The following is a 24,889-nucleotide window of genomic DNA, read 5'->3' as shown; positions in this document are numbered from 1 at the left end:
GGCTAAATTCCATACGAAGGTAATTCATAGAAAGCAGAAGACAGCTATTTTGCCGCCTTCTGTTCGCTTATACCTTCAGCTTTTCTTCAATGAGGTAGTGGTTGCGTTCCGGGGCATTTCTTACAATAAGCTCTCCAAGGAATCCAACAAGAAAGAACATCGTTCCCAGCACGATACTGATCAACGCGATGAAAAAAGGGGGTCTACTGGTAAGCCAATAATTATCAAAGATCAGCCGTGCAATGATCATGTATCCAGCTGATGTAAAGCCAATGAAAAAAAGCAGCAAGCCCATGAGACCAAAAAACTGCATGGGCTTCTTCCCATAACGGCCTACAAACATGATGCTGGCCAAATCCAGTGGGCCATTTACGAACCGTATCATCCCAAATTTAGATACGCCAAATTTGCGGGCGCGATGCTCTACTACCTTTTCACCAATCTTCCGGTAACCGGCCCACTTGGCCAGCACAGGAATATACCGGTGCATCTCGCTATACACTTCTATACTCTTGATCACGTTTTTCCGATAGGCCTTCAGGCCGCAGTTCATATCGTGCAGCTTAATGCCGCTCATGCGGCGGGTCACTGAGTTGTAAAGCTTAGAGGGCAAGTTCTTAGTAAAAGTATTGTCGTAGCGTTTCTTTTTCCAGCCGCTCACCAGATCATATCCATCTTCGATAATCATACGATACAGCTCCGGTATCTCGTCAGGGCTATCCTGCAGATCCGCATCCATTGTAATCACTACACTTCCTTTTGCTGCTTTGAAAGCTTCATTTAAGGCAGCGCTCTTGCCATAGTTACGTTGAAATTTAATGCCCTTAATATTGGGATTGGTACTGGCCAGCGCTCTAATCACGTTCCAGCTGCCGTCGGTACTGCCATCGTCGACGAAGATGACCTCATAGCTTAGCTGATGCTCCCGGGTCACCCTCACGATCCATTCCGTAAGCTCGGGCAAAGACTCCTCTTCGTTCAATAATGGAATAACCACCGACAGGCAAGGCGTGTCGGGGCGGTGGCTCCCGGCAGCGGGCGCCGTCAGCGCATCGGTTACAGGCATATGTTCAGGATTCAAGGCAATTCTCTTTTCGTCCATCAGGACTTTTTTTATAATCAAACGGCACGCGTACCGTCTTTCCTTTTTAACGCATAAGCAATGATAAGTCCAACAAGGCTGTCGAAAACAACCGACCGCGCAAAGCCGAACAATATAGCGCCAAAATTGGTGTCTTTTTGCGCAGCCATGGTCAATTCAAATTCCTTCAGCTTAGCTTCCGGAACATGGGCGCCTCGCATCTGATTCAGGGTAGACTGCGCAAACCGGTCCAGGAAACCCGGATCGATATACCACAGATAGATATAGTTAAATACCGTAAAACAAAGCTCGGTGATCAGAATGACAATAAATAACGTCCCGAAGATATCTCTCAGCTCGGCAACACCGCCCAACTGCTTCCTGCGATACATACCTGCTGCGCCAAACAAGACCACAATGATCAGGTATCCTATTACAGAGCTCATGGTAAACTCCGTAGTTGTATGACCAAAGAAAAGATACCTTGCGGCAATGATCAGCATGTAAACAATGCCGGTCAACAGGCCGAAAACCAGACCTGTTTTCGATTTTGAGGATTGGTCCATGCTTATGCCTTTTCTATGCTGTAAATTTTTCCGGTTAATGTCTTTCCGATCCAGGGCGAATTAATGCCCAGGGAATGTTTACCGGCAACCTCATAAACCCAGGTCGCTTCAGGATCAAAAAGCGTTAGCGTAGCCGCCGCACCTTCTGCGATAGTAGCCTGGGGCAGTCCGAATATTTTCCGGGGATTGACAGAAAGCAACTCCACCCAGCGCGACACCGGCAGATCGGGGGCGGCAGCACGCAACATGGCAAAGCAGGTTTCCTGGCCTATCATTCCCGGCTGCGCATATTCAAATTCCTTTACCTTGCCATCCCAATCCTGTGGGCGATGGTGTGTGGCGATACAATCTATAGTACCATCAGACAAGGCCGCTACCAGGGCCAGGCGGTCTGCCTCCGTCCTCAGCGGCGGCTCAACCTTGTATACACTGTCATATTGCTGCAAGGCCTCTTCGGTAAAATAAAGATGGTAAGGCGTTACCGAGCAGGTTACATCCAGCCCCTCCTGCTTAGCGGCCCGGATGAGCGATAGGGATTCCGGCGTGCTGATACCGGAAAAATGGATACGGGAGCCTGTGTAACGCAACAGTTCAATATCCCGCTGCACCAGCAGGCTCTCTGCAATGTTGGGGATACCACTCATCCCCAGCCGCAAAGAGGTCTCGCCCTCGTTCATCAATCCGCCCTGGGCCAGAGAAGCATAAATCGGCAGCTGAACCAGTATCCCGTCAAATGCCTTTACATATTCCATCGCCTTAAGCATAAGGCCGGCATGCTGCAATGCCTGCCAGCCGTCGCTGAAAGCCACTGCCCCGGAATGATGCATATCCATCATTTCGGCCAGATCTTTACCCTCCAGGTTACGCGATATTGCCCCTATAACATGGAGCTTTGTCGCGTGACCGGCGCCTTTGCCTTGCACATATTCCAATACGGATTTGGTTGCGATCGCCGGCTGGGTATTGGGTACTACCATCACATCGGTAAAACCGCCGGCAGCAGCAGCCCTCAAGCCGCTATCGACCGACTCCCTGTGCTCATAGCCGGGATCGCAATAGTCGGCCAGCACATCTACCCATCCCGGGCTGGCATGCAGTTGTGCGCCTTCCAGCACCGTATCTGCTTTTTCTTCAAGCCCTTCTCCTATGGAAACAATAGATCCGTTACGGATCAGGATATCAGTCTTCCGGCCGTTATGCTCCGAGAGCGGGTCGGATATATAAACATTTCTAATTAAAAGAGACATATGAAGCGCAAAAATAGAAAAAAAGCAGCCGCCAGAAAGCGCTATTTATTTTTTTCGGCGGGCGCCAACCTTTTGCAGGCCCTGTTCCGTCTTTTATGCTACCAATAACCGCTCCCTGTTGGGAAGGTGTACTGTTTTGACCGCAACTGTAGACCCATCACCATGATTTTTAACCGTTCCTGACCCGGATAACGGAATTACTTGTTTACAGGATTGCCCTTATGCTCATTCGCCCGGTATGCACTACCGGGTTGTCTCCGGGTTTACGCCCTTCATATTCCAGCGACAGCTCGATCCCCTTGCTTAACCTGCGCTCCCAATTCAGATACCAAAGCCAATTGCTGCCATTCTGCAGGGCATCGAGCATCACAAACGATAAAGAGGTATTGGGTGCGCCGGTATAGCTGATATTGGCATAGGTGCCCCTCGCCTGTAACGTTCCCAGGGTCTTGCTCGTCAGGCGGGCGTCGAGGTTAGCCGATTGTATCAGGGCCTGTTCGCCGCCATAGACCGGCCGGTTGCGGCGTTCGTCGTACTTGTAGCCCCCGGTAAGCCTGAAGCTCGACTTCATGATCCAGGTAAGCGAAGGCTCAATACTATTTTGTGGTACCAGGTAGCTGCGGCCATCGTCCAGTGAAGACCGGTAGCTCTTCTCACCCGTTTGTGCGGCAAGGTTACCGGTAAGCGATCGTAAAAAAGTCCACCGCAGCTTTGCAGCGTGCCGTAACAGGTTGTTGCCTTCCAAGCCATAGGTCAGCAGGGTTTTGCCGGCGTTGTAGGTCGTCGTGTATTCGCCTCCCCATACGGCACTGCTTCGGTTGTAGAAGAATGTATTGCTGATGGAAGTGAGGTTGGCAATGATATTGGTGTCCTGTACGTTTCCGGCAAAAGGATTGAAAGCGGAAAAACCCGCCGACGCCAGCACCCGGTTGTTGATCTGCACCGATAGCTGATCCGAAAAGCGGCTGATCAGGCGTTGCCAGCCTTTCTTTTTATCCTTACCCGCCCATATATTCTCGGGGTTTAGCTGCAGCGAATGATTCAGCAGCACATAGTTCACCTTGGCATATTCGTTGGTAGGCGTGATTAGCCGTATGTATTTTTTCTGATCGGGATAAAGCGCCAGCTCAAATTCATTGGTTTGCTGTACACCATCTTTGTTGTAATCGTTCCACATATAGACACCCTGTCCGGCCGGCACTTCCACATAAGTATAGATACGTTTCTGCTCCTGGCCGGAACCCACTTCGTACAAAAGGGAAGGCACCAGGAAGCCTTTGCCGATATTGCCATTGTATTCGACACGGCCCAGCACATTTTCGCCCTGCTCCTGGGCGGTGGGCGACGGGATACGAATAAACAGCTTACGATAGGCGCCGGTAAAGGTGATCTGGTGATTGGCCCAATGGTACAGCCCCAGCTTCGCATCCACTGTATGGCCCTCATTCTGCTCGGCAAATCCGTTATTCACTACTGCTTTATCCTTTCGAAGGGTATAATTGAGCTCCAGCCGGGTTTTGCGTTCTTCTTTACTCCTCAGGTAAACATTGAATATATCAAAAGCAAAAGCAGAAGGCATTAAGGTATCTGTGGGCGTATAGCGTATCTCGTCATGCTCCTTCTGGTAGCGCGCCCCCAGGGTAATGCCGCCGAGGCTATTAAAGGTACGCTCCAGGTAACCCGACGGTCTGAAGTATAACGTCTTCTGCAGTGGGCTGCTCGATTGCATCAGGTTGATGGTGATATTACCCCTCACCTGCTTGCGATCATAATTGAGGGTAATAACATTGCGATTAGCTTTGTAATCGGTCCCACGCTGATACCAGGTTAGGTTATACAGGATACCCCCCAGCGCATTCTTCTTCAATTCAGTATTGTATCCTATGAGATGCTCATCCTCAGGCTCGGCATCCAGCGGGATGTTCCAGTCCCTCGAGAATTCCACATTCCGGTAGGGTGCGATAGCGCGGAAACGGCTCTGGACAAATTCGTAGCTCAGCTGGTTCTTCCAGCTCACAGGTTTACGACCCAGGCTGTCTTTTTTACCCATAAACCGCACCTCATCGTAGATACCCCGTCCTGAAAATCCCCAATGCTCATCTTTATCACGCGAGGAGAACAGGTTGGGCGCATAGTTGCTGGCCCCCAGCTCCACGCTGATCCGCTTGAACGAATCGATCTGGTAAGTAGAACCCAGCGTAAACAATTGCTGTTTTTTGGGCGTGATCAGCAGCACCACCGGCTCATAATTGCCCTGAGGCTGTCCGTTTGCCGGTGCGATCCAGCTATAGGAACGGCCATTGGTGTTGGTCCCCGCAATAATATAATTGCCTTTGTTTTCCCCCACGTACGAAAACCCCAGCGAATACCGCGCGCTATCCTTATTGGTAGAGTATACGAATACACTGTCAAATGTGATACCATTCACTACGGTATCCACCATTTTATAAAGGATCTTATTAGCGGCAAATGTATCGGTATTGATCACCCGGAAAAAAGCCTGGTCTATATCGTCGCCGATCCCTTCGAGAAATCGCTTCTGCTCCCCGGTGAGGTTCTGAGTGTAGGGCTGGTTCTTGGCGTCCTGGTTGGAATAGGCATTTAATCGGAAGTTCCATTTTTTCCCCACCTGCAGTTCATCATAGGCATAAATCAATGTATTGAGATAATTCCGGTCCTGGTATTCAAATTCAAACTGTATCCTTTTGTCTTTGGTAATGAGCTGCCGTGGCATGAAGGTGATCTCGCCGGTATTGTAATTGATCACATAGTCACGGTCCTCTCCCCGCTCCATCAGTATACCGTCGATATAGACCTTTTCGGTACCGGCCAGCACAATGAAGAACTGTTCGCCATTGTTTCCCGTAAGCTTGTAAGGTCCCTGGTTACCTTCGATACCTTGAAAAATATTGCGTGCAAATTGCCCTTTGGCAATAGAGCCGCTGATACCCACTTTATTTTTCACCTTGCTGTTGGAGGGCAGCTCTGCCTGGTACATAAGTCCCTGCACTCTTTTGGTAAAATTGATAAAATAGCTATTGGGACGTTCCAGGTTGTAGTCGCCGGCGGTAAGCTTGTGTTTTCCTTTTTCAAAGGTGATATAGAGCCTGTCAAATTCCTGTAGTTGCTGGGTATTGCCGTCGGGCTGGACTGGTATGTTATTATCCGTTATTGCAGCTTCAATGCGGACACTATCGAGGATGTAGCCGTTGAGCTGCAGGTTAAAGCTGGAATTGAGCGACACATCCTGACTATTGCCTATAGTGAGGCTACGTCCATAAGTACCATTATATTCGATGCTGTTGAAGTCGACGAAGCCATTCATCGCCGTATCGCTCAGTGAATAGCTAAAGGGCGAGAAGGGAACATTGGTTTCAATGATGCCCGCATTTTTATGGGTCCTTTTGCTGGTAAACAGGAAGGGCAGCGTACGGTAGCGCAACCTCAGCGAATTTCCCGCCGGTTTATGTTTCCACACCAAGAAAGCATGTTCGGGATAGAGTATAAATGCAGAATCGGGAACGCCCTCAATGCGAAAGCTGCTGCGATCTATCGAAAAGCTGTCGATATGCAGCGTATCCCGTGATACGAGTATTACTGTTTTACTGCGCCAGTTGGAACGCAGCGCCATGGTATCCCGCACCTGGGCCCGTAATGTGCAGGGCAGGCAAAAGATGAGAAACACAGCCAGGATCCGATATATAGACTTTAAGTACAAATGCGCCGCAAATACAACGCGAAAAGTAGGAAAATATTTCGGTACAGGGCAAGGGAAAAGCGCTGCCCATGGGATAAGGACAGCGCTTTAACATGTTTTCGGTATACCCGGGATTATTTCCCAAGCGTAAAAGCGTAGCCCAGAGTAATGGACAGAACATTATTCTTATAGCTGGTACCGGAGGCATTATACAGGTTAGTAAGGCCAAAGCCGTACTGGATGCGGGCATACAAGCCGATAGGCAGCTGGTAGCCGGCGCTGAAATTAAGACCGAAGTCCAGCGCCTTCATTTCGGTGTCTTTAGAGCCAAAATCAATGTCCTCCTCTCTGTCGACACCCGAACCAGCTACATTGCCTTCAACTTTACTTTTACCCGAAAGCGCATAACCCAGGTAAGGTCCTGCCGTGACAAAAAGGCTGCCGGCATTGCCCGCATAATAACGATAACCCAGGTTTAGGGGCACCTCGATATAATTCAGCGCTATTTTTTGCTTGATTGCTACCGGAAAACCGATCACGCTACCCGAGGCCTCGCTTTTGAGACCTTTCATAGCATAAAAAATACCCGGTTGAATAAAAAAACCCTTGATCACGGGTATTTCTACTACGGCGCCGGCCTTCAGACCGGGTCGCATGCTGGTACCGGGGCTACCTACCGGGCTGGAAATGGAAGCATTGGCCAGGTTAAGGCCGGCTTCGGGTGCAATGGTGATTTGGGCATGTGCCTGACTCAAGGCTACAGCCGCTGCAAGCGTGAGCATCAGTTTCTTCATATAGGCAAAATTGGTTAGTGGTATATGGCCGCGAAAGTAAGTCAAAAAATGGCAACGGACCGGACTGCAATAAAAAACGAAGACCGCTGCGACGCGGTCTTCGTTGTTACACATAACGGAAGGAAATTATCTTTCGTTCAGCTGGAAGGTATAGCCAAGAGAGAAGCCCCATACCTTGTTTTTAATTTTGACGTTGTCCACATTGGACAGGTTGGCCAGGCCCATGCCGTATTGTGCCCGTACATAGATCCCGATGGGAGAAATATAGCCGACACTGAAATTGGCACCATAATCGATCTTTTTCAGCTGGTCGGCATCGCCTCCGAATTTGATATCGGTTTCACCGGCAAGTGGACCACCTTCGACCTTGTCTTTCCCGTTCAGACCGATACCGATATAAGGGCCTACTGCAGCAAATACGGCACCGGCCTTATCAAAGTCGTAACGGTAAGCAAAATTCAGGGGTACTTCCAGGTAGTTGAGCGAGGTTTTGCTCTTTATGGTTGTTCCCAATACCGTTTCCGAGTTTTGGAATCCCTTTACGGAATAAAGCACACCAGGTTGAATATAAAACCCTTTTACCACGCCTATATCTACCATGGCGCCTACTTTGAAGCCTATCCTGGAGTCGTTAGTGATCTTATTGCCGGCCACTTTCTGACTCATATTGGCGATATTAATACCCGCTTCGGGGTTAATGCTTAACTGCGCATGCGCAAATTGTGTGGCTGCTACGGCCATAGCGGCGAGAATGATTCCTTTTTTCATAATCGTGTTGTTTTAGTTGTTTGCAGGTTTAACAATACATTTTACGTTACTGGTTGCTCTGCCTGCTCTTGGAAGACCAAAAACCATGCCAAAGCAGCAAAAGCAGGCCAACATTAGCATCCCGGCAACTTATTCGCTAGCAAGACAAGCCATTTTTCGCTTACCCCTACGACGATTTCTTAATAGATTCAGAAAAAGATGCTATAACTCCAAAATTAATTTTTGGTTGGGTATATGCTACCAATTGTAGTAACTTTGGTGGCTTTTATGGCAGGAATAACCGTTTTTGCCTGGAAAGAATGATATTCATTGCATTCATTAATCATAATAAGTTCTCTTTTTAAACGAAATGGAAGACTTTTCGTACATTACCAATTCCCATCCGGCTTATATCGAGTCGATCTACAACGACTATCTCCAAAATCCCCAGACCGTTGATCCCGAGCTGAAGAAGTTCTTCGAAGGTTTCGATTTTGCGATTACCAAAGCGAATGGGAACGGCCATGCCAAGGCCACGGTAAGCAGCGCCGGGAGCGAGGCTACCGCTGCCAATGTTGCCTTCGGATCGACCATAGCCGCGCCAGCCGATCTGCGCAAGGAATTTGGGGTGTTTGAACTGATCCGCGCTTATCGCAAAAGAGCCCACCTGATTGCCACTACCAATCCTATTCGTCCCCGTGTTGACCGCCAGCCGCATCTCGAGCTTGACGAGTTTGGCCTTGGCGATGCTGATATGGAAACCGAATTCTATGCCGGTGATTTCATTGGACTGGGTAAGGCTAAGCTGAAAGATATTTATGCCAAGCTGAGGAAGATATATGCCGGCAATATCGGCATCCAGTACACCTATATGAACCGTATGGAGGCACATATATGGGTGCAGAACCGCTTCGAAGAGCTGATGCAGCAGAAATTCACGCTGCCTGAGCAAAAACGGATACTGGAAAAGCTGAACTACGGCGTCATTTTTGAAAAATTCCTCAACACCAAATTCATCGGCCAGAAGCGATTTGGCCTCGAAGGCGGCGAAAGCATGATACCGGCGCTTGACGCTATGATCAATACTGCTGCCGATGGCGGCGTACAGGAAGTGGTGATCGGCATGGCGCATCGTGGCCGCCTCAATGTGCTCACCAATATCATGCGGAAGACCTACGACCAGATCTTCTCCGAATTTGAAGGCAATATGCCCACGGATATGACCATGGGCAGTGGTGATGTGAAGTATCACCTGGGTTTCCGCAGCAATATACAAACGCCTTCGGCCAAGACGGTGAACGTGCAACTGTTGCCCAATCCTTCACATCTGGAAGTAGTCGATCCCATAGTGGCCGGCTTCTCCCGTGCCAAAGCCGATGCCTTGTATGGCAGCGACTACGATAAGATATTGCCTATCCTGATCCATGGCGATGCAGCCGTTGCCGGACAGGGCGTTATTTATGAGCTGCTGCAGATGAGCAAGCTGAAAGGCTACGAAGTAGGCGGCACTGTTCACTTCGTGATCAATAACCAGATCGGCTTTACTACCGACTTCGACGATGCCCGCTCGGCCGACTACTGTACCAGCCTGGCTGCTATGGTGCATGCGCCAGTATTGCATGTCAATGGCGACGATCCTGAAGCCGTGGTTAAGGCGGCTATTTTTGCGATCAACTACCGCCAGGAATTCAACGAAGATATTTTTATCGATATGGTGTGCTACCGCAAGTATGGCCACAACGAAGGCGATGAGCCTAAGTTTACCCAACCAGGCTTGTATGCATTAATCGAAAAGCATCCCAATCCGCGCGAAGTATATACCCAGTACCTGCTGGACAACGGCGAGCCCGAAGCCAAGGAAATGGCCAAGGAAATGGAGCAGAAGTTTTGGAATGAGCTGCAGGCACGCCTCGACGAGATCAAGCAAAAACCGATCCCTTATACTTACCAGGAGCCGGAAAAGAAATGGCAGGAGCTGCGCAAATCCAAAAACGAGGATTTTGTAAAATCGCCTGATACCGGTATTTCCGAAGCAGAAGTACGGGAGCTGTTTGCCAAGCTGATGGCCTTCCCAGAGAACTTCAAGCCGTTGCGTAAGGTAGAAAAGCTACTGACCGATAAGGGTAAGCTGCTGGAAACGGAAAACAAGATCGACTGGGCTACCGGCGAATTGCTTGCTTACGCCAGCTTGCTGGTGAAAGGACATGACGTGCGCCTGAGCGGCGAAGACGTGAAACGGGGTACCTTCTCCCACCGTCACGCCTGCATCATGGACGAAAATACCAATAAGGAATACAGCAGGCTGAACCATTTTACCGAAGACCAGGGCCGGTTCTACATCTACAATTCCCTGCTGAGCGAATATGCGGTGCTTGGCTTCGAATACGGCTACGGCATGGCCAATCCCAACAACCTCGTGCTGTGGGAAGCCCAGTACGGCGACTTCATGAACGGCGCACAGATCGTGATCGACCAATACGTGACCAGCGCCGAGCAGAAATGGACCACACAGAACGGCCTGGTAATGCTGCTGCCCCATGGTTACGAAGGTGGCGGCCCCGATCACTCCAGCGCCCGCCTGGAACGCTTCCTGCAGCAGGCGGCGGAGAACAATGTGTTCATTACAAACATCACCACTGCGGCCAATTTCTTCCACGCCTTGCGCCGCCAGCTCACGCTGCCGTTCCGTATACCGATGATCAACTTTGCGCCCAAAGCCAACCTGCGCCATGTACGCTCCTACTCCGAAGTGTCTGAGTTTACGCAAGGCGGCTTCCGCGAGGTGATCGACGATCCCAATGTAAAAGATGTTTCCAAAGTGAAACGTGTGTTATTGTGTAGTGGTAAGATCTATTTTGATCTGAGTGAAAAGCAGTTGAACGATAACCGCGAAGATATTGCCATCATCAGGCTGGAACAGCTGTTCCCCCTGCCCCAGCAGCAATTGAATGCGCTCTATGAAAAATACAAGACAGCACAATGGCTGTGGGTGCAGGAAGAGCCCCGCAATATGGGCGCCGCTTCTTTCCTGAAGATGAACCTGGAAAATATCAATATCGGCTACCTTACCCGTCAGGCCAGCGCCGCCACCGCTACCGGCTTTGCCCGCAAGCATGTACAGGAGCAGGCTATGCTGGTGAACGAGGCGTTTTCTATTTAAGCAGGAATATCATTTGATGTATAAGACGGGCCGTTGACAAACAACGGCCCGTTTCTATACCCGTTCCAGTCTATGCATAAAACGAATAACTTTGAGGTGCAGCGAAAAACGAACCTATGTTATTCAAGCAAAAGCACCTCGAAGGCATTAAAGCAGGAACCATTACGCTGGCTTTTCGCAATTGGGTAAAGCCAGCAGTCAACGCCGGCAGCCTGGTCCACACGGCGGTAGGCCAGGTAGCCATCACCAGCGTGGAAACCATGGCGTCACAGCAGCTTAGCGAAGCAGATGCCCGCCAGGCAGGCTTTGATGACCTCGAGGCCTTGAGAGCAACGCTGGATCAATATGGCAAAGGCAAGCTGTACCGGATTGGCGTCCGGTACCAGGGTGAAGATCCCCGCATTGCCTTACGGGAACAGACAGGCCTGGATACTACAGCCTACGACGACATAGCGGAGCGCCTGGAGCGTCTGGATCGCTATAGTAAAGAAGGCGACTGGACCCAAACAGTACTGGAAGTCATCAGGGATAATCCCCGCCTTAGGGCCGGCGACCTGGCATTAAAAACCGGTAAGACTAAAGAATGGCTGAAGTTGAACATACGCAAGCTGAAAAACCTGGGCCTCACCATCAGCCACGAAACCGGGTATGAGCTCTCTCCCCTGGGAAAAGAGCTCCTGGAGCGGATGGGCAAATAATTAATCGCGGCAGCACCACGCAAACCATGAACAAAGATTATCTGGAACAGCTGGGTATACTGAGAGCAGAAGTGCCGGTGGGTCTTACCCGGGGCCTGCAACTGCTGGCGCAAACCGGCGGTGATCTGCAACAGGTAGCCGCTTTGCTGAAAGAAGAATACGTGGAACAAGCCGTTGCTCTAACAGGTCTTTCCGAAGCCGAAGTGCTACCCTATCTGCAGCGTTTCCGGTTCGATGTCAGCAAAGCCATTCCATTTCTTGAAGAAGATTTCCTGCTGATCGGAAAAGTACGGCATTCCCGGTCGGCATACCAGCTGAAACGCCTGCAACACCACAAAGAGCAGGCGATACAATGGATAGCCGGTATGGTGGAAAAGGAGGCAGGCATCATAAGGCCGCAACATTATTGGCTTACCGGTAGCGAGGTGGGTAGCCTGCCGCCGGTGCAGCGCTCTGTGGTGGTCGTGGCAGATTGGCTGGAGTATTACGATTCGGAAGCATTTGCATCCGCCATCCATCACGTCACGACATTGTTTGCAGCGGCACTGCGTGTGCTGGGGATGGCGTCCAGCGCTGCAGCGCTGCTCCTGGCTACAGCTATAGCAGAAGAAATGGCAAGGCAGTATCCGGACGACAATATTGATGCTCACATGGCACGCAGCCGCGCACAAGAGGCAGACGAATGGTTCCGGCATGCCGAATCACATTTCGAAGAGCACCGTTCGGTTATCATTACCACTTTATATCACTATATTGAGCAGCACATAGACCAATTCCCCTAGAAAAACAGAGGAGTTTATGGAACGAGGAAAGAAGAAGGAATATTTACAGAAAGTAAAACGGCTGCGGGAACAGCTGTGCATGAGCACCCAGGAAGGACTGGACCTGCTGAGCCAGACAGAAGGCGATATGGAACGGGCAGCCGCAGTATTCAAGGAACGCATGCTGCACATCACAACTAATTTTGTAAAGCTACCGTCTGAAAAGGTTTTGCCCTACCTGGAAGAATATAAATACGATGCTGGCAGGGCCATAGACCAGATGCTGGACGATTTTCAGCTGGTCGACGGCGTGCGGCAACCAAAGCCCGTCTATATTCTTCATAAGTACCGCAACAATAAGAAAGAAGCCCTGGAGCAGATCGGCCGCCTTGTCGAAACAACAGCACACCTGGAGCGTGACTGGAAATCCGTAGGCCTTTATGAGCATCCCTGGCTCACCACGGAAGCTCTGCAGTCGTTGGATGGGCCATCACAGTGCGTGCTGGCACTCACCGAATGGCTGACCTTTGAAGACTCCGAAGGATTGGAACAGGCGCTGCTGTATAACCTGGATATGGCCGCGGCGCAGATACAATTGCTCAAAATGCCCGACCTGGCCGCCGCGCTGCGCATGGCCCGCGATATCTACAGGGAACATGAAGCGATCCATCACGGGCCTGCTTTCTACAAAGCGCTGAATAAAGACAAGGACTACCAGGCTGCCCGCCGCTTTTTCCAGGCCAGCAGGGAAATGCTGATGGATAAGCTGTATGCATTTGTGCAAGCGCACCTGGATCAGCTGCGATTACCCGATTGATCGCCGGTGTGGCAAAGACATTGATCCCGGGTACCGGCGACCTCTTTACCTTCTGCACTCGTCCATTCACCTATTTTTTACCGAAGAACACCGTTAACACAGGCCAATCCCTGGCAGCGGACGTTAATTTTAGGCCCGATACATTATCAACCTAAAATTTTCCCTGCTATGGAATGGAGTCAATTTTCCCTGGGTATCGTTTTTATCCTTATCGCCTTCGTGCTGCCGGTGATCGGTCTGTACAAGATGTTTCAAAAGGCCGGCATACCGGCCTGGCTGGCCCTTATCCCGGTGCTCAACACCTGGCATATCCTGCGGCTTACCCGTAGACCCAAGTGGTGGATGGCCGCCCAGCTCATCCCTTTCCTGGGCTATATATTTACTATAGGCATCTACCTGGAGTTTGTCCGTAGCTTCGGCAAGACCAAATTCTACCAGCAAGCCATTACTGCAGTAGCCCCCTTCGTGTACTTCATCTATATCGGCTTTAACCGCAAGGACCAATACAAGGCGCCCTCGCGCATGATCCCTGTACAGGGCCCACGTAAGCTCATCCGCGAATGGGTCGATGCTGCTGCCTTTGCCGTAGTAGCGGCTACCATTATCCGCACCTTCTTCATCGAGGGCTATACCATTCCTTCCGGTTCTATGGAAGGCACCTTACTTACCAACGATTACCTCTTTGTGAGCAAGTCGGCCTACGGCGCCCGTCTGCCCATGACCCCGGTAGCCGTGCCCTTGGTACACAATACCCTGCCCATTACCGGTGGCCGGTCGTATACCGACCTGGTGCAGTGGGACTATCATCGCCTGCCCGGTCTGGGTAAGGTAAAACGTTACGATATCGTAGTGTTCAACGTACCGCACAACGATACTGCTATGGCCGATGCGCCTGGCCGCGACTACTATGCTGCCGTCCGCAACGAAGGCAGGGAAGCCGTTTGGGCCCGTACAAAGATCCTCACCCGGCCTGTGGATAAGAAGGAAAACTTTATCAAGCGCTGCGTAGGCCTCCCCGGCGACCGGGTAGAGATCAGGGATGGCGCGCTGTATGTAAACGGGACCAAGGGAAATACTTTTCCGCATCAGCGCATCGACTATAAAATACAAGTGCAAAGCGGCTTTTACCTGTCGCCCGACTATACCGAAGACAACCATATCCTGTATAAAGGCACCGATGCCGCCGGCAATATGGTGCTGGAAATGGAACAGGAAACGGCTGCGGCTATTGCCGAGCTGCCGAAGGTGACCGCCATTAGCGTCTTCACCGAGCCGCGCGGCTATATCGATGGGAGCGGACGGGCCACCTTCCCGCAGCACAGCGATCGTTACCCCTGGAACCAGGACAACTACGGACCGCTTACCATTCCCGCTAAAGGCATGACCATCGACCTCAATGCCGCTACCCTGGCCCTGTATGAGCGCGCCATACGCACTTACGAAAAGAACCGCTTCGAAGTGCGCGACGGTCGCTATTACCTCAATGGGAAGCCGGCGACGCAATACACCTTCAAGATGAATTACTACTGGATGATGGGCGACAACCGGCACAACTCGGAAGACTCCCGATTCTGGGGTTTTGTACCCGAAGATCATATCGTGGGCAAAGCCTCCTTCGTATGGCTCAGCTACGGCGGCGATGGCGAAGATGGTCCCAGCCCTTACACCACGAAGAAGGGCATCCGCTGGGAGCGCCTGTTCCGCGGTGTGGGCGCGCTGCAGCAATAACCAAATTTCCTTGTGACAACGCTGTAAGGGTTTTGAACACCCTTACAGCGTTGGCGTAATAGCGAGAAAGAAAAACAGCCACGCTGGCGCACGCGCCCTCGCGTGTGCCTGTGGTTTAAAAATCTTGTCTTGCTGAGTGGAGTCGAAGCAGGACAAAAATTTTAGTCACAGCTTGCCTTTTAGCCTTCGAAACGCTCAAGGTGACAATGCGTTATAAGGCATTTGTCGCTGAGCCGCTCAAATGCTATACCATCGCGAGAAATGAATACATTACACCGTCATCCCGATCGAAGCTTGCGAAGAGAAGGATCTTGGGTGTTTTATCGTAGGTCACGGAGGCACAAATATATTCGTTGCTGCTTTGCGCCGTTGCGCCTCAGTGAAAAAAATCACTGTACACCACTGTGACAGAGCTTAACGGGCACACGCGAGGCGCGTGCGCCAGCTTATAAAGAAACGCTCCCCCGCCGCACCGCTGCGAGAAAACTTAATAGCGAGGCACGTGCGCCAGCAATTAAACAATACAGCGAAAAAATTAAGCTATCTTTGCGCCGCTACAAACCCGTGCTGCCGCTGCTCCGCAAGGAGTAGAGGAAAGTCCGGACAGCACAGAGCGACGCACCACCTAACGGATGGGGTTTCCGGCAAGGGAAATACAGACAGCGCCACAGAAAATAACCGCCCGGCGCCGCAAGACGAAGGGTAAGGGTGAAAATGTGCGGTAAGAGCGCACGATAGCTGCAGGTAACTGCAATTATGGGCAAGCCTTGCGTGATGAAATGCCCAATAGGCAGGCGATTGAGGGCTGCTCGTCCGATGCCTGCGGGTAGGCAGATAGAGTGTTGCCGCAAGGTAACACCCAGATAAATGGCAGCACCGCCGCTTGCGGCGGACAAAATCCGGCTTACAGGGTTTGTAGTTTTTTTTCTATCAAAATCAATCCATGCCAGGCGGCATATGGTCGGCAAGAAAATCAAAAGAGGATTGCGGGTATCCCGCTATGTTATCTATAAGGAAACGCTGGTAGACTACCGCGAGCATTTCTGGTCGTTCGTCGGGGCCTTTGCCGGTATAGGCATTATCGCCTTCCTGCAAAGCCTGCAATTGAGCCGCCTCGAGAATATTTTTCTTATCGGCTCTTTCGGCGCCTCCAGCGTACTGGTCTACGGCGCCATACAAAGCCCGCTGGCCCAGCCGCGCAACCTCATTGGCGGCCATCTGGTATCGGCACTGGCCGGCGTTACCGTGGCCCAGTTGCTACCGGATATCATCTGGCTGACGGCGCCGCTTGCTGTGGCTATTTCGATCGTATTGATGCAGGTGACCAAGACGCTACATCCGCCCGGCGGCGCTACGGCACTGATCGCGGTATCCAGCGGTGCGAAAATAAAGGCTATGGGCTATCTCTTTGTACTATCGCCGGTGCTCAGCGGGGCCTGCATTCTGCTGCTTACGGCATTGGTGTTTAACAATATGACGCCACACCGCCGCTATCCTACTACCAACCGTTTTACCTCCTACATCAGGGGTGTCCTCAGCCGTAACAGGAGTTAAAAAATAATCCTGCTCCGTAGAGACGTTGCATGCAACGTCTTAATAACTATGGATTACAACGTTTAGTTGCATGCAACGTCTTAACAAGTATGGGTTACAACGTTCCGTTGCATGCAACGGTGTACAATTGTGGTTGTAACGTTACGTAGCCGTTGTCTGTAGAGCCGTTGCATGCGACGTCTCTACAGGCAGAGGCCCACAAACAACCGTTCTATTCCCAATGCCCGTTGATCTTTAATACTTTTTCGATGACGTCGCGCGCACAGCCGGCGCCACCTTTCAGGGGTGAGATATAATGTGCGATCTGCTTGATATCGCTCACGGCGTCGGCCGGGCAGGTGCGCAGCCCGCACAGCAGCATCGAAGCTTTGTCGGGCATATCATCGCCCATATACAGGAGCTCGGCCGCCTGGTATCCGCCGGCTTCGATCAGCCGGCGCAGCAGGCTTGTCTTATCGTCTATGGCCACATGCACCTCGGTCACACCCAACTTGTCGAGCCGGTTCCGTACGGCCTGGGTCTTTCCCCCCGAGATCACCCATACTTTATATCCCTTCTTAATGGCCAGCTGCAGCGCGTAGCCATCCTTAATGTTCATGCGACGCAGCAGCTCCCCGTCTTCCTGCACATGCAGCATACCATCGGTAAGCACGCCATCGATATCAAATACAAACACTTTTATCGGTTCAAATAATTCCAGCACATTCATAGGATAAAAAAGAGCTTCTGGTTAGGTGTGAAGGGGATTCATTTGTTGTATCGAGGCCGTAATACCGGCATATACCTGCTGCCACCCAGGCTGCTCAGCCAGCAGGGAAAGGTGCTTGGCTATAGTGGCGCTATCGTGCCGTACGGCTGGCCCTGTCTGGCTTTCGGCCGGGAGCACATGAGCGGTTTGCTCCAGGGTTTGCCGTATGATCGGCTGCAAGATGGCAAAGGGCAATTGATGCGCTTCGCCAATCTTCTGCGCAATGGCCATCAGGTGGTTGGTAAAATTGTTGACGAACACGGCGCTCAGGTGCAGCATTTGCCGTTGGGCGTAGTCGGTTTCCAGCACCGTGCCGGATATATCGCGGGCCAGGCTGAGGGCCAGTTCCAGGGCCCTGCCGGTATTGGCCTCAACGATCAAAGGCACGTCGTCGCTTTGCGGCAGGTTGCTTTTTTTAATGGAATACAACGACCAGATCACAGCCAGATCACCGGCGGTGCCGGCGATGGTATCGAGCGGTACCGCACCTGCACAGTGGATCACCACTTTTCCGTCGAAGCGAAGCTGCTGTGCTACTTCGGGCAAGGCATCGTCTTTAATCGCCAGGATATAGACGTCGGCATCGGGAACAATGCCGGAAAGCTCGGTAGTTACAGAGGGTATGGCGCAAAGCCGGGCCAGGGCCGCAGCATGATCTGCATTGCGGCTGTAGACCTGGACAATGTCGTGCCCTTTTTTTTGCAAGCGGGTGGCAAAGAAATGGGCAACATTGCCGGAACCGATAAAGACGATACGCATGGGGAAATAATAAGCTTAAGAATGTTGTATGATATAGCTTTCCATGATGTGGTACACCTTTTCTTTAAGCTCGTGCCTGTCGCTCATGGAGAGACCCTGGGTAGGTACCGGCTCCAGGAAGTGATAGCGGATCGCTTTGGGCCTTGCCCATAGCTTCGGCTTGTTGGGCAATATCTCCCTTGTACCGAAGATCACAGCAGGCACGATGGGCTTCTGTGCCCGGATGGCGGCAATAAAGGCGCCGTCGTAAAAAGGCTGCAGTGGTGCCTCCGTTTTGTTGCGGGTACCTTCGGGATACAGGCAAAGGTGAATGCCCTGCTTCAAGGTCTCCTGCATGCGGGTAAAGCTTTGCTTACGGCTGGCTTCGGCCTTACGATCGACCAGGATAGAGCCTGCGCGGTAAATGACGCCGAATAAAGGAATGCGGGCCATTTCCACTTTGGCCAGCGTTTTATTGGGCCCGGGGATCCAGGGGGTGGATACCGGTATATCGACCAGAGAACTGTGATTGACCACCACCACGTAATTCTCTCCTTTTTTGAAATGGTGCTTTCCTTTACGCCGTACCGGACAGCCGACCAGCGGTAGAAACAGGCTCATCCATATTTTATAGGTAGGATGAATAATACGGGCTCTACGGGGTTCTGGAAAAAGCAGGGCGATACCTGCCGGCAGTATCGCGATCAACATCGTCGCTACAAACAGGATCATGCCGGCAAAGAAATAAAGGTGTCCGGCAATTCTTTTGAAAATGTTCATTCTCTTTTGAATAGCGCGGCAAAGGTAGCAAGGTCCGGCGACTATCCCTTGCTCTTTTTCGTAACCGGAATACCACTGGAAAAAGACCTTTTTCAGGCCTCTTTTCACCACATATAGATGTAGGAACCTTATTTATAGTCGTTTTTTACCCAACCTTTACCGAAGGGCTTCCCCTCTTAATAGTAAGTAAATCAGATATTTAGCCAGGCATTTTTTGTAGTAGATCCCTTGAGGGCTTTGTAGTAGACCCCGGAAGAATGAACCCTGCTACCACCCTGCTAGAGAATCTTACCTATTCTATTATTTTTGTTGCAAACCATTGAATCGATATGAACAAGAACCGCTACTCTTCTCTGGTCTTACTGGGACTTTCTCTTTTTGCCACTTCGGAGAATATCCAGGCCCAGGCGCCGGGTGGTGTACGCACGGATAACACGGTTTGGCTGAAAGCCAATGCCGGGACTACTCTGAATGCTACCAATAATGTGACTACCTGGGCCGAACAATCCGGGGCAGCCATTACCGGCGATTTCTCCACGCACAATCCCGGCGCCAGCGGAACGACACAGAACCCTCCGCTGCTGGTCCAGGGTGCCATCAACTTTAATCCTAACCTGAAGTTTGTGTATACCGCACCTAATTGCATTTCCAGCAATAACCTGATCAGCGGTACCCAGATCATCGGTGCACAGGAAATGACGATGTTCCAGGTGATCAACCTGCACGCTATCCCGCCGGGTAAGCCCGCAGCAGTATGGTGCAAATGGCAAACCATCAATACCAGCCCTGCCCGCCTGGGCGACGAGACCAACACCGGCACCGGTCTGGGCAAGATCAGGCTCGATTTCCGCAACAGCGGCAACCCGCTGGTGAGCAATGCCGTAGTTACCGACCTTCAAAAGTTATATACGAGTACGGCGACAGCCACCAACCTGAGCATGCGCCTGGACGGCAGCGGCGATAATTCAATGACCATATCCGGTACTTTTTCACCAAGTGGAACAGCCCGCTTGTCGCTGGGCAATGAGAATGAAGCCGGATTCGACGCCTACCCTACTTCGATCGACATCGCTGAATTCATTCTCTATAAAAGGTCGCTTACCGCTATTGAAAGAAACAAGATAGAATCTTACCTGGCGGTAAAATATGGCTTCACCCTGGCGCAAACCGGCACCGATGCCAACGACTATATCGCTACAGACGCTACGGTCATATGGGATCATGTGGCCAATGCACCTTACCTGAACAATATTACCGGCGTGGGCCGGGACGATTCTTCGGCCCTCGATCAACGCCAGTCGCTGTCGATACATCCCGGCGCCATGGTAACTATGTACAACGGCAATATACCCGGTACTTTCCCGGCAATCAATACTGCCAATACCAATGCCTTTGCGGGTAACCGCAGTTTTCTGCTCTTCGGCGACAACCATGCCGATACCCTGGTTACGCTCTGTAGCACCGATGGCAAATATGCCCGTATGCGCAGGGTTTGGAAAGTACAAACAACCAACACACCCGGTCCGGTAACCCTTACGTTGAAGAAAGCCAATGTTCCCCCGCAAATCACCCAACTGATCATTGCCAACGATCCCGGCTTTACGACAGGGCTGACGTTTGTGCCCATCCAGGACAACGGCACAGAATTGTATGCTTCGGCCAACTTTACCAACAACCAGCCTTACTATTTTACCTTCGGTACTACGCCCATGGCGCTTAACGGCGTGGTAGGCCCTGTAGTATGCCAGGGCAACAACGGCAGTGTAACCCTAAGCCCTACAGGCGGCACCACACCCATAAGCTATAGCTGGAGCTCTACGCCGCCGCAAACAAGCCAGGACCTGAACGGTGTAGCGCCCGGTACCTATACCGTAACCGTTACCCAGGGCAATGGCTGTACCTTCTCCGAAAACTATACCATTACCGGCAATGCTTCCCCTGTGTTCTTAAAGGTAAAGGATACTGCGAATACGCTTTGCACCAGCAGCAATGGTCTTATCGAGGTAAACGGTGTAGGCGGCACGCCTACCTACCAGTACAGCATCGACGGCGGCACTTTTGGTGGTTCGCCGCGGTTCAATAACCTTGCACCCGGCCCCCATACTATTACGATAAAAGACCAAAACAATTGCGAAAGCGATACTACCATTACGCTGACCAATACTAGCTATAAACTGACAGCCGAAGGCGAAGGCGAAAATGCCTGGTGCGATGCCGGCGGCCTTGGCGGTAAGGTAAGCATTGAAGCCGGTGGCGGTGCTTCTCCCTACAGCTACTTCTGGGATAATTTGCCCAATGGTAAAGGCCCGGTAATGAGCAACCTTCCTAAAGGCACCTATAAAGTGATTGTAACCGACTACTACGGCTGTACCGGTGAGACCAGCGTAAGCATTGACGAAGAGTCTTGCTGCAAGATCGGTATTCCGAATGCTTTCAGTCCGAATGCCGATGGCACCAATGATAAGTTCGTTGCGGTAAGCAACAGGCCTATTCCCAAGTATGAGATGGCTATCTTTAACCGCTGGGGCCAAAGGGTATTCTATACGACCAAATTTGACGAAGGCTGGGACGGCAGCCATTATAACGGTGGCAATATGCTGGATGCCGGCACCTATTTTTACCGCATACGCTATACCTGCGAAATGGGTAACAGGGAATTCACTTACCAGGGCGATCTGACCCTTATCCGGTAAGTAAACATATACCGATTCATACAAAGCGGCCGGGTCCAATGGATCCGGCCGCTTTATATATGGGAGATGGGAGCCCGTTGATCAGGACAGGAGCTCCCGGGTGCGCAGCTCATCTTTAGCGATCTGCTGCTTGAGCTCGTCCAGCGAGGCAAATTTCTCCTCTCCGCGAATGTAATGTTCGAAATAAATGGTGAGCACCTGGCCATAAAGATCTTCGTTAAAGTCCAGGATATTGACCTCACAGGTAATCTTTTTTTCTTCGGTTACCGTAGGCCGGTAGCCAATGCTCATCATGCCCTTATACCGGTTTCCTTTCCATGTCACCGTAACGGCATAAATGCCTATGCCCGGTACCAGTATATCGGGGTAGACCGGTTGCAGGTTGGCGGTGGGATAGCCGATAGTACGGCCTATTTTGTCGCCATGAACAACCATGGCGCCGAAGGAATGTTGCCGTTCCAGCATTTCCCCGGCTTCGGTCACATTGCCTTTCAGCAAGGCATTGCGGATCTTGGTCGAGCTTACAGCGGCGTCCTCGATCAGCTGCGCCGGAATCTCGATCACCCGCACCGTACCAGGCAGCATCTGTTTCAGGAGATCTATATTGCCTTCGCGGCTGTGTCCGAATCGGTGATCGTAACCAATGATGATGCTATGCGGCTGAAAATTCTTTAGCAGGAAATCGGCCACATATTCTGAGGCCGACATCATCGAAAAATCACGGGTAAAAGGCACCACCACCACATGATCGATACCTTCTTGCCTGATGAGCGCTATCTTTTGCTCGGGAGCCGTAAGCAGACCCAGCGGCTGTTCGGGATGAATGATCTTGCGGGGATGCGGCTCGAAAGTGATGAGGATGCTTTCGCCGTTCACGGCCTTAGCTGCCTTTACCACTTCGGAGAGGATCACTTTATGCCCGTGGTGCACACCATCGAAAGAGCCGATGGTGACTACGGGATTACGAAAAGAGGGAAACTGTTCTAATTGATGAAATACAGCCATGATATCATAATTGGCGCAATACGTCGCAGCGGGATCAATCGCCCACCCGGCGCAGCTTAATGTCGGAAGCCTTGGAAACCAGCAGGGGGAATTTTTCCACCGTTACATCGCTCTGGTCCAGGCCGAAGCTTCGTTCTTCCGAAAGACTTACCTTCTTGAGAAAGAAATAGCCGCGCATGATCAGCTTGTCCAGGAACGGCAGATCGTTATCGCGCGACAGGAATTTTTCCATAACAATAAAGCGGAAATCGCCCCGCACATTATTTTTACTGAGCGACTCGTAGCGGCTGGTCACATTCACTTCCTTATTGGCGACCATTTCCTCTACCACTTTCTTAAACATCATCTGTATGCGGTGCTCCACCCGGAAGCCCAGCCGGAACTCGATCCTGATGATCTCGTTGGGGATCACGGTCTGTACTACGTAGTCCATGGTATAAGGCTCATCCATCACATCAACGTGCACAAACCAATAGATGTCGGCCCGCTTCGGCTTTTTATAAAGAATGGAGAAAATGATCTTATGCTCGATCTCTTTCGAAAAGTTGGCGCTGGTCATGTATACCAGGTGCGTCGCATATTTGGGAATGCTGCGGTCGTTGCTCAGTTCCTGGATAATAGGCACATAATCTTCCAGACGCACAAACTCAACATAACGGTTCTTAATACGCCGGGCTTTGTACCACATGAACATGACGCCGAAAATGCCACCGGCAATGAATACCGTCACGAAACCGTTATGCGGGTAAGGGAATTTTTCCAGGTTGGCGATCAGGAAAGAAAACTCGATGGTAAGATAGACGGCCAGGTACACCGCGATCCAGGCGCGCGGCACCCTGCGCGTAAACAGGTAAAAGCTCAGCAGCAGCGAGGTCATGATCATGGTGATGGTGATCGATAAACCATAAGCGCCTTCCATGTTGGCCGAGGTCTGGAAGAACAGCACGACCACAGAGCAGCCCAGCCAGAGCACGAAATTAATACCTGGGATAAATAATTGCCCTCTTTCCGTTGTAGGGAAATTGACCTTCATCTTGGGCCAGAGGTTGAGCTTAATGGCTTCGTTCACCAGCGTGAAGGAACCGGAAATAAGGGCCTGTGAGGCAATAATCGCCGCCAGAGTAGCGACTACAATGGCCGCTACCCGGGCCGGTCCTTCGGGCGCCAGGGCAAAGAAAACGCTGGTATCGCCGGTATATTGACGGCCCAGGTAATTTTGCAGCAGGTAAGAGCCCTGCCCGATATAGTTCAGCAGCAGACAAATCTTTACAAAGGTCCAGGATGCCCGTATATTGGCGCGGCCCACGTGTCCCAAGTCGGAATACAGGGCTTCGGCCCCGGTGGTACACAGGAATACGGCGCCCAATAACCAGAAACCGTGAGGATACTCGATTAAAAGCTTGATGGCATAATAGGGATTGAAGGCCATAAAGATGCGCATGTTATCTCCCAGGTGCAACACACCCAGACAGGCCATGAGCAGGAACCATAAAACCATGATCGGCCCAAACAGCTTACCGATAGAATTGGTGCCGAACTGCTGCATAAAGAAAATGCCGCCAATAATGATCAGGACGGTGGTAATAGTAAGCTTGGGGCTAAGCTCGAGGCCCTCGATAGCAGAAGTAACGGTGATGGGAGGTGTAATGAGGCCATCGGCCAGTAAGGCGGCGCCGCCGATCATGGCAAAGAAAACGATCCACTTGGCATGTCGCCTGACCAGCGCAAAGAGCGAAAATATCCCCCCTTCTCCCTTATTATCGGCCCGGAGGGTAAGCATTACATATTTTACGGTTGTTTGCAGCGTGAGGGTCCATATGATGCAGGAAACCCCACCGATGACCAGTAATTCAGAAATCACTTTTCCCCTGACGATCGCACCCATTGTATAAAGCGGGGAAGTACCAATATCACCAAAAACAATGCCCAGTGCAATAATAATTCCGGCAAAAGTCGCCTTCTTAACATGTGTTCCCACAACGAGGTGAAATTTAATTAGGGGGCAAAGGTAGCAGTTTAGCTGAAATTGCCATTATTGTTATTTTGGCATAGATTTTGTATTTTACTATTTGAAT

At 51.2% G+C, this 24,889-nt stretch carries 18 protein-coding genes and 1 other RNA gene; 8 read left to right on the top strand and 11 right to left on the bottom strand.

The window, feature by feature from the left end; all coding sequences use genetic code 11:
• Positions 1-67 precede the first annotated feature (67 nt).
• The 6 genes from DZK30_RS20820 to DZK30_RS20790 all read right to left on the bottom strand — a co-directional run bounded on the left by DZK30_RS20820 (position 68) and on the right by DZK30_RS20790 (position 8,153).
• Positions 68-1,102: a glycosyltransferase family 2 protein gene (locus tag DZK30_RS20820; protein WP_240432962.1), complete on the bottom strand. Its 1,035-nt coding sequence runs from the start codon at positions 1,100-1,102 to the stop codon at positions 68-70.
• Between the two features lie 17 nt (positions 1,103-1,119).
• A complete protein-coding gene (locus tag DZK30_RS20815; protein WP_118976122.1) occupies positions 1,120-1,647 on the bottom strand; it encodes a DUF4199 domain-containing protein in 528 nt (175 codons plus the stop codon).
• A 2-nt stretch (positions 1,648-1,649) separates the two neighbouring features.
• Entirely contained in the window at positions 1,650-2,894 is a 1,245-nt protein-coding gene (locus DZK30_RS20810; protein ID WP_118976121.1) for a dihydroorotase, read from the bottom strand.
• Positions 2,895-3,099: 205 nt separating this feature from the next.
• Positions 3,100-6,579 (bottom strand): hypothetical protein, encoded by a 3,480-nt coding sequence (locus tag DZK30_RS20805; protein ID WP_162903299.1) that lies wholly within the window; start codon positions 6,577-6,579, stop codon positions 3,100-3,102.
• A 146-nt stretch (positions 6,580-6,725) separates the two neighbouring features.
• Entirely contained in the window at positions 6,726-7,385 is a 660-nt protein-coding gene (locus tag DZK30_RS20795; protein ID WP_162903298.1) for a porin family protein, read from the bottom strand.
• Positions 7,386-7,511: 126 nt separating this feature from the next.
• Complete coding sequence (locus DZK30_RS20790; RefSeq protein WP_118976117.1) at positions 7,512-8,153, bottom strand: porin family protein; 642 nt, start codon at positions 8,151-8,153, stop codon at positions 7,512-7,514.
• Between the two features lie 349 nt (positions 8,154-8,502).
• Between DZK30_RS20790 and DZK30_RS20785 the strand changes: the two genes are divergently transcribed.
• The 7 genes from DZK30_RS20785 (at position 8,503) to DZK30_RS20755 (ending at position 16,850) form a co-directional block, all read left to right on the top strand.
• Positions 8,503-11,292 (top strand): 2-oxoglutarate dehydrogenase E1 component, encoded by a 2,790-nt coding sequence (locus tag DZK30_RS20785; protein WP_118976116.1) that lies wholly within the window; start codon positions 8,503-8,505, stop codon positions 11,290-11,292.
• 116 nt (positions 11,293-11,408) lie between these two features.
• Entirely contained in the window at positions 11,409-11,990 is a 582-nt protein-coding gene (locus tag DZK30_RS20780) for an ASCH domain-containing protein (RefSeq protein WP_118976115.1), read from the top strand.
• A gap of 26 nt (positions 11,991-12,016) precedes the next feature.
• Positions 12,017-12,772 carry a hypothetical protein gene (locus DZK30_RS20775; protein WP_118976114.1) on the top strand — a complete coding sequence of 252 codons (756 nt, stop codon included), beginning with the start codon at positions 12,017-12,019 and terminating at the stop codon, positions 12,770-12,772.
• Between the two features lie 16 nt (positions 12,773-12,788).
• Positions 12,789-13,568, top strand: a complete 780-nt coding sequence (locus tag DZK30_RS20770) for a hypothetical protein (RefSeq protein WP_162903297.1) — start codon at positions 12,789-12,791, stop codon at positions 13,566-13,568.
• A gap of 168 nt (positions 13,569-13,736) precedes the next feature.
• Positions 13,737-15,296, top strand: coding sequence for a signal peptidase I (gene lepB, locus DZK30_RS20765; protein ID WP_118976112.1), 1,560 nt, complete (start codon positions 13,737-13,739; stop codon positions 15,294-15,296).
• A gap of 554 nt (positions 15,297-15,850) precedes the next feature.
• Positions 15,851-16,219: RNase P RNA component class A (rnpB, locus tag DZK30_RS20760), an RNA gene on the top strand.
• Positions 16,220-16,253: 34 nt separating this feature from the next.
• Positions 16,254-16,850, top strand: a complete 597-nt coding sequence (locus DZK30_RS20755; protein ID WP_118976111.1) for an HPP family protein — start codon at positions 16,254-16,256, stop codon at positions 16,848-16,850.
• A gap of 211 nt (positions 16,851-17,061) precedes the next feature.
• On the opposite strand, the gene DZK30_RS20750 is transcribed toward DZK30_RS20755, so the two are convergent.
• The 3 genes from DZK30_RS20750 to DZK30_RS20740 are packed head-to-tail and all read right to left on the bottom strand — an operon-like array spanning position 17,062 to position 19,116.
• Positions 17,062-17,559: a KdsC family phosphatase gene (locus DZK30_RS20750; protein ID WP_118976110.1), complete on the bottom strand. Its 498-nt coding sequence runs from the start codon at positions 17,557-17,559 to the stop codon at positions 17,062-17,064.
• Between the two features lie 21 nt (positions 17,560-17,580).
• The gene (locus DZK30_RS20745; RefSeq protein WP_118976109.1) at positions 17,581-18,357 is read right to left on the bottom strand and encodes a Rossmann-like and DUF2520 domain-containing protein; all 777 of its coding nucleotides are present in this window, start codon (positions 18,355-18,357) and stop codon (positions 17,581-17,583) included.
• Between the two features lie 15 nt (positions 18,358-18,372).
• Entirely contained in the window at positions 18,373-19,116 is a 744-nt protein-coding gene (locus DZK30_RS20740; protein ID WP_118976108.1) for a lysophospholipid acyltransferase family protein, read from the bottom strand.
• Between the two features lie 329 nt (positions 19,117-19,445).
• On the opposite strand from DZK30_RS20740, the gene DZK30_RS20735 reads away from it, so the two are divergent.
• Positions 19,446-21,809 carry a T9SS type B sorting domain-containing protein gene (locus DZK30_RS20735; protein WP_118976107.1) on the top strand — a complete coding sequence of 788 codons (2,364 nt, stop codon included), beginning with the start codon at positions 19,446-19,448 and terminating at the stop codon, positions 21,807-21,809.
• 81 nt (positions 21,810-21,890) lie between these two features.
• On the opposite strand, the gene DZK30_RS20730 is transcribed toward DZK30_RS20735, so the two are convergent.
• Together DZK30_RS20730 and DZK30_RS20725 are read right to left on the bottom strand one after the other, a co-directional pair.
• Positions 21,891-22,814 (bottom strand): bifunctional riboflavin kinase/FAD synthetase, encoded by a 924-nt coding sequence (locus DZK30_RS20730; protein WP_118976106.1) that lies wholly within the window; start codon positions 22,812-22,814, stop codon positions 21,891-21,893.
• 34 nt (positions 22,815-22,848) lie between these two features.
• Positions 22,849-24,792, bottom strand: a complete 1,944-nt coding sequence (locus DZK30_RS20725) for a KUP/HAK/KT family potassium transporter (RefSeq protein ID WP_118976105.1) — start codon at positions 24,790-24,792, stop codon at positions 22,849-22,851.
• Positions 24,793-24,889: the final 97 nt, after the last annotated feature.

Origin of the sequence: Taibaiella koreensis (genome assembly GCF_003545715.1) — a bacterium.
Classification (GTDB): Bacteria; Bacteroidota; Bacteroidia; order Chitinophagales; family Chitinophagaceae; genus Taibaiella; species Taibaiella koreensis.
Note: the sequence above shows the minus strand (reverse complement) of the source record. Positions and strands in the feature narration are given on the sequence as shown.

Bases quoted from the DNA above. Each gene is read 5' to 3' on its own strand.
- DZK30_RS20785 (WP_118976116.1), top strand. From the start codon at position 8,503: ATGGAAGACTTTTCGTACATTACCAATTCCCATCCGGCTTATATCGAG.
- DZK30_RS20755 (WP_118976111.1), top strand. From the start codon at position 16,254: ATGGTCGGCAAGAAAATCAAAAGAGGATTGCGGGTATCCCGCTATGTT.
- DZK30_RS20745 (WP_118976109.1), bottom strand. From the start codon at position 18,357: ATGCGTATCGTCTTTATCGGTTCCGGCAATGTTGCCCATTTCTTTGCC.
- DZK30_RS20795 (WP_162903298.1), bottom strand. From the start codon at position 7,385: ATGAAGAAACTGATGCTCACGCTTGCAGCGGCTGTAGCCTTGAGTCAG.
- DZK30_RS20730 (WP_118976106.1), bottom strand. From the start codon at position 22,814: ATGGCTGTATTTCATCAATTAGAACAGTTTCCCTCTTTTCGTAATCCC.
- DZK30_RS20810 (WP_118976121.1), bottom strand. From the start codon at position 2,894: ATGTCTCTTTTAATTAGAAATGTTTATATATCCGACCCGCTCTCGGAG.
- DZK30_RS20775 (WP_118976114.1), top strand. From the start codon at position 12,017: ATGAACAAAGATTATCTGGAACAGCTGGGTATACTGAGAGCAGAAGTG.
- DZK30_RS20790 (WP_118976117.1), bottom strand. From the start codon at position 8,153: ATGAAAAAAGGAATCATTCTCGCCGCTATGGCCGTAGCAGCCACACAA.
- DZK30_RS20780 (WP_118976115.1), top strand. From the start codon at position 11,409: ATGTTATTCAAGCAAAAGCACCTCGAAGGCATTAAAGCAGGAACCATT.
- DZK30_RS20820 (WP_240432962.1), bottom strand. From the start codon at position 1,102: ATGGACGAAAAGAGAATTGCCTTGAATCCTGAACATATGCCTGTAACC.
- DZK30_RS20770 (WP_162903297.1), top strand. From the start codon at position 12,789: ATGGAACGAGGAAAGAAGAAGGAATATTTACAGAAAGTAAAACGGCTG.
- DZK30_RS20815 (WP_118976122.1), bottom strand. From the start codon at position 1,647: ATGGACCAATCCTCAAAATCGAAAACAGGTCTGGTTTTCGGCCTGTTG.
- DZK30_RS20750 (WP_118976110.1), bottom strand. From the start codon at position 17,559: ATGAATGTGCTGGAATTATTTGAACCGATAAAAGTGTTTGTATTTGAT.
- lepB (WP_118976112.1), top strand. From the start codon at position 13,737: ATGGAATGGAGTCAATTTTCCCTGGGTATCGTTTTTATCCTTATCGCC.
- DZK30_RS20735 (WP_118976107.1), top strand. From the start codon at position 19,446: ATGAACAAGAACCGCTACTCTTCTCTGGTCTTACTGGGACTTTCTCTT.
- DZK30_RS20740 (WP_118976108.1), bottom strand. From the start codon at position 19,116: ATGAACATTTTCAAAAGAATTGCCGGACACCTTTATTTCTTTGCCGGC.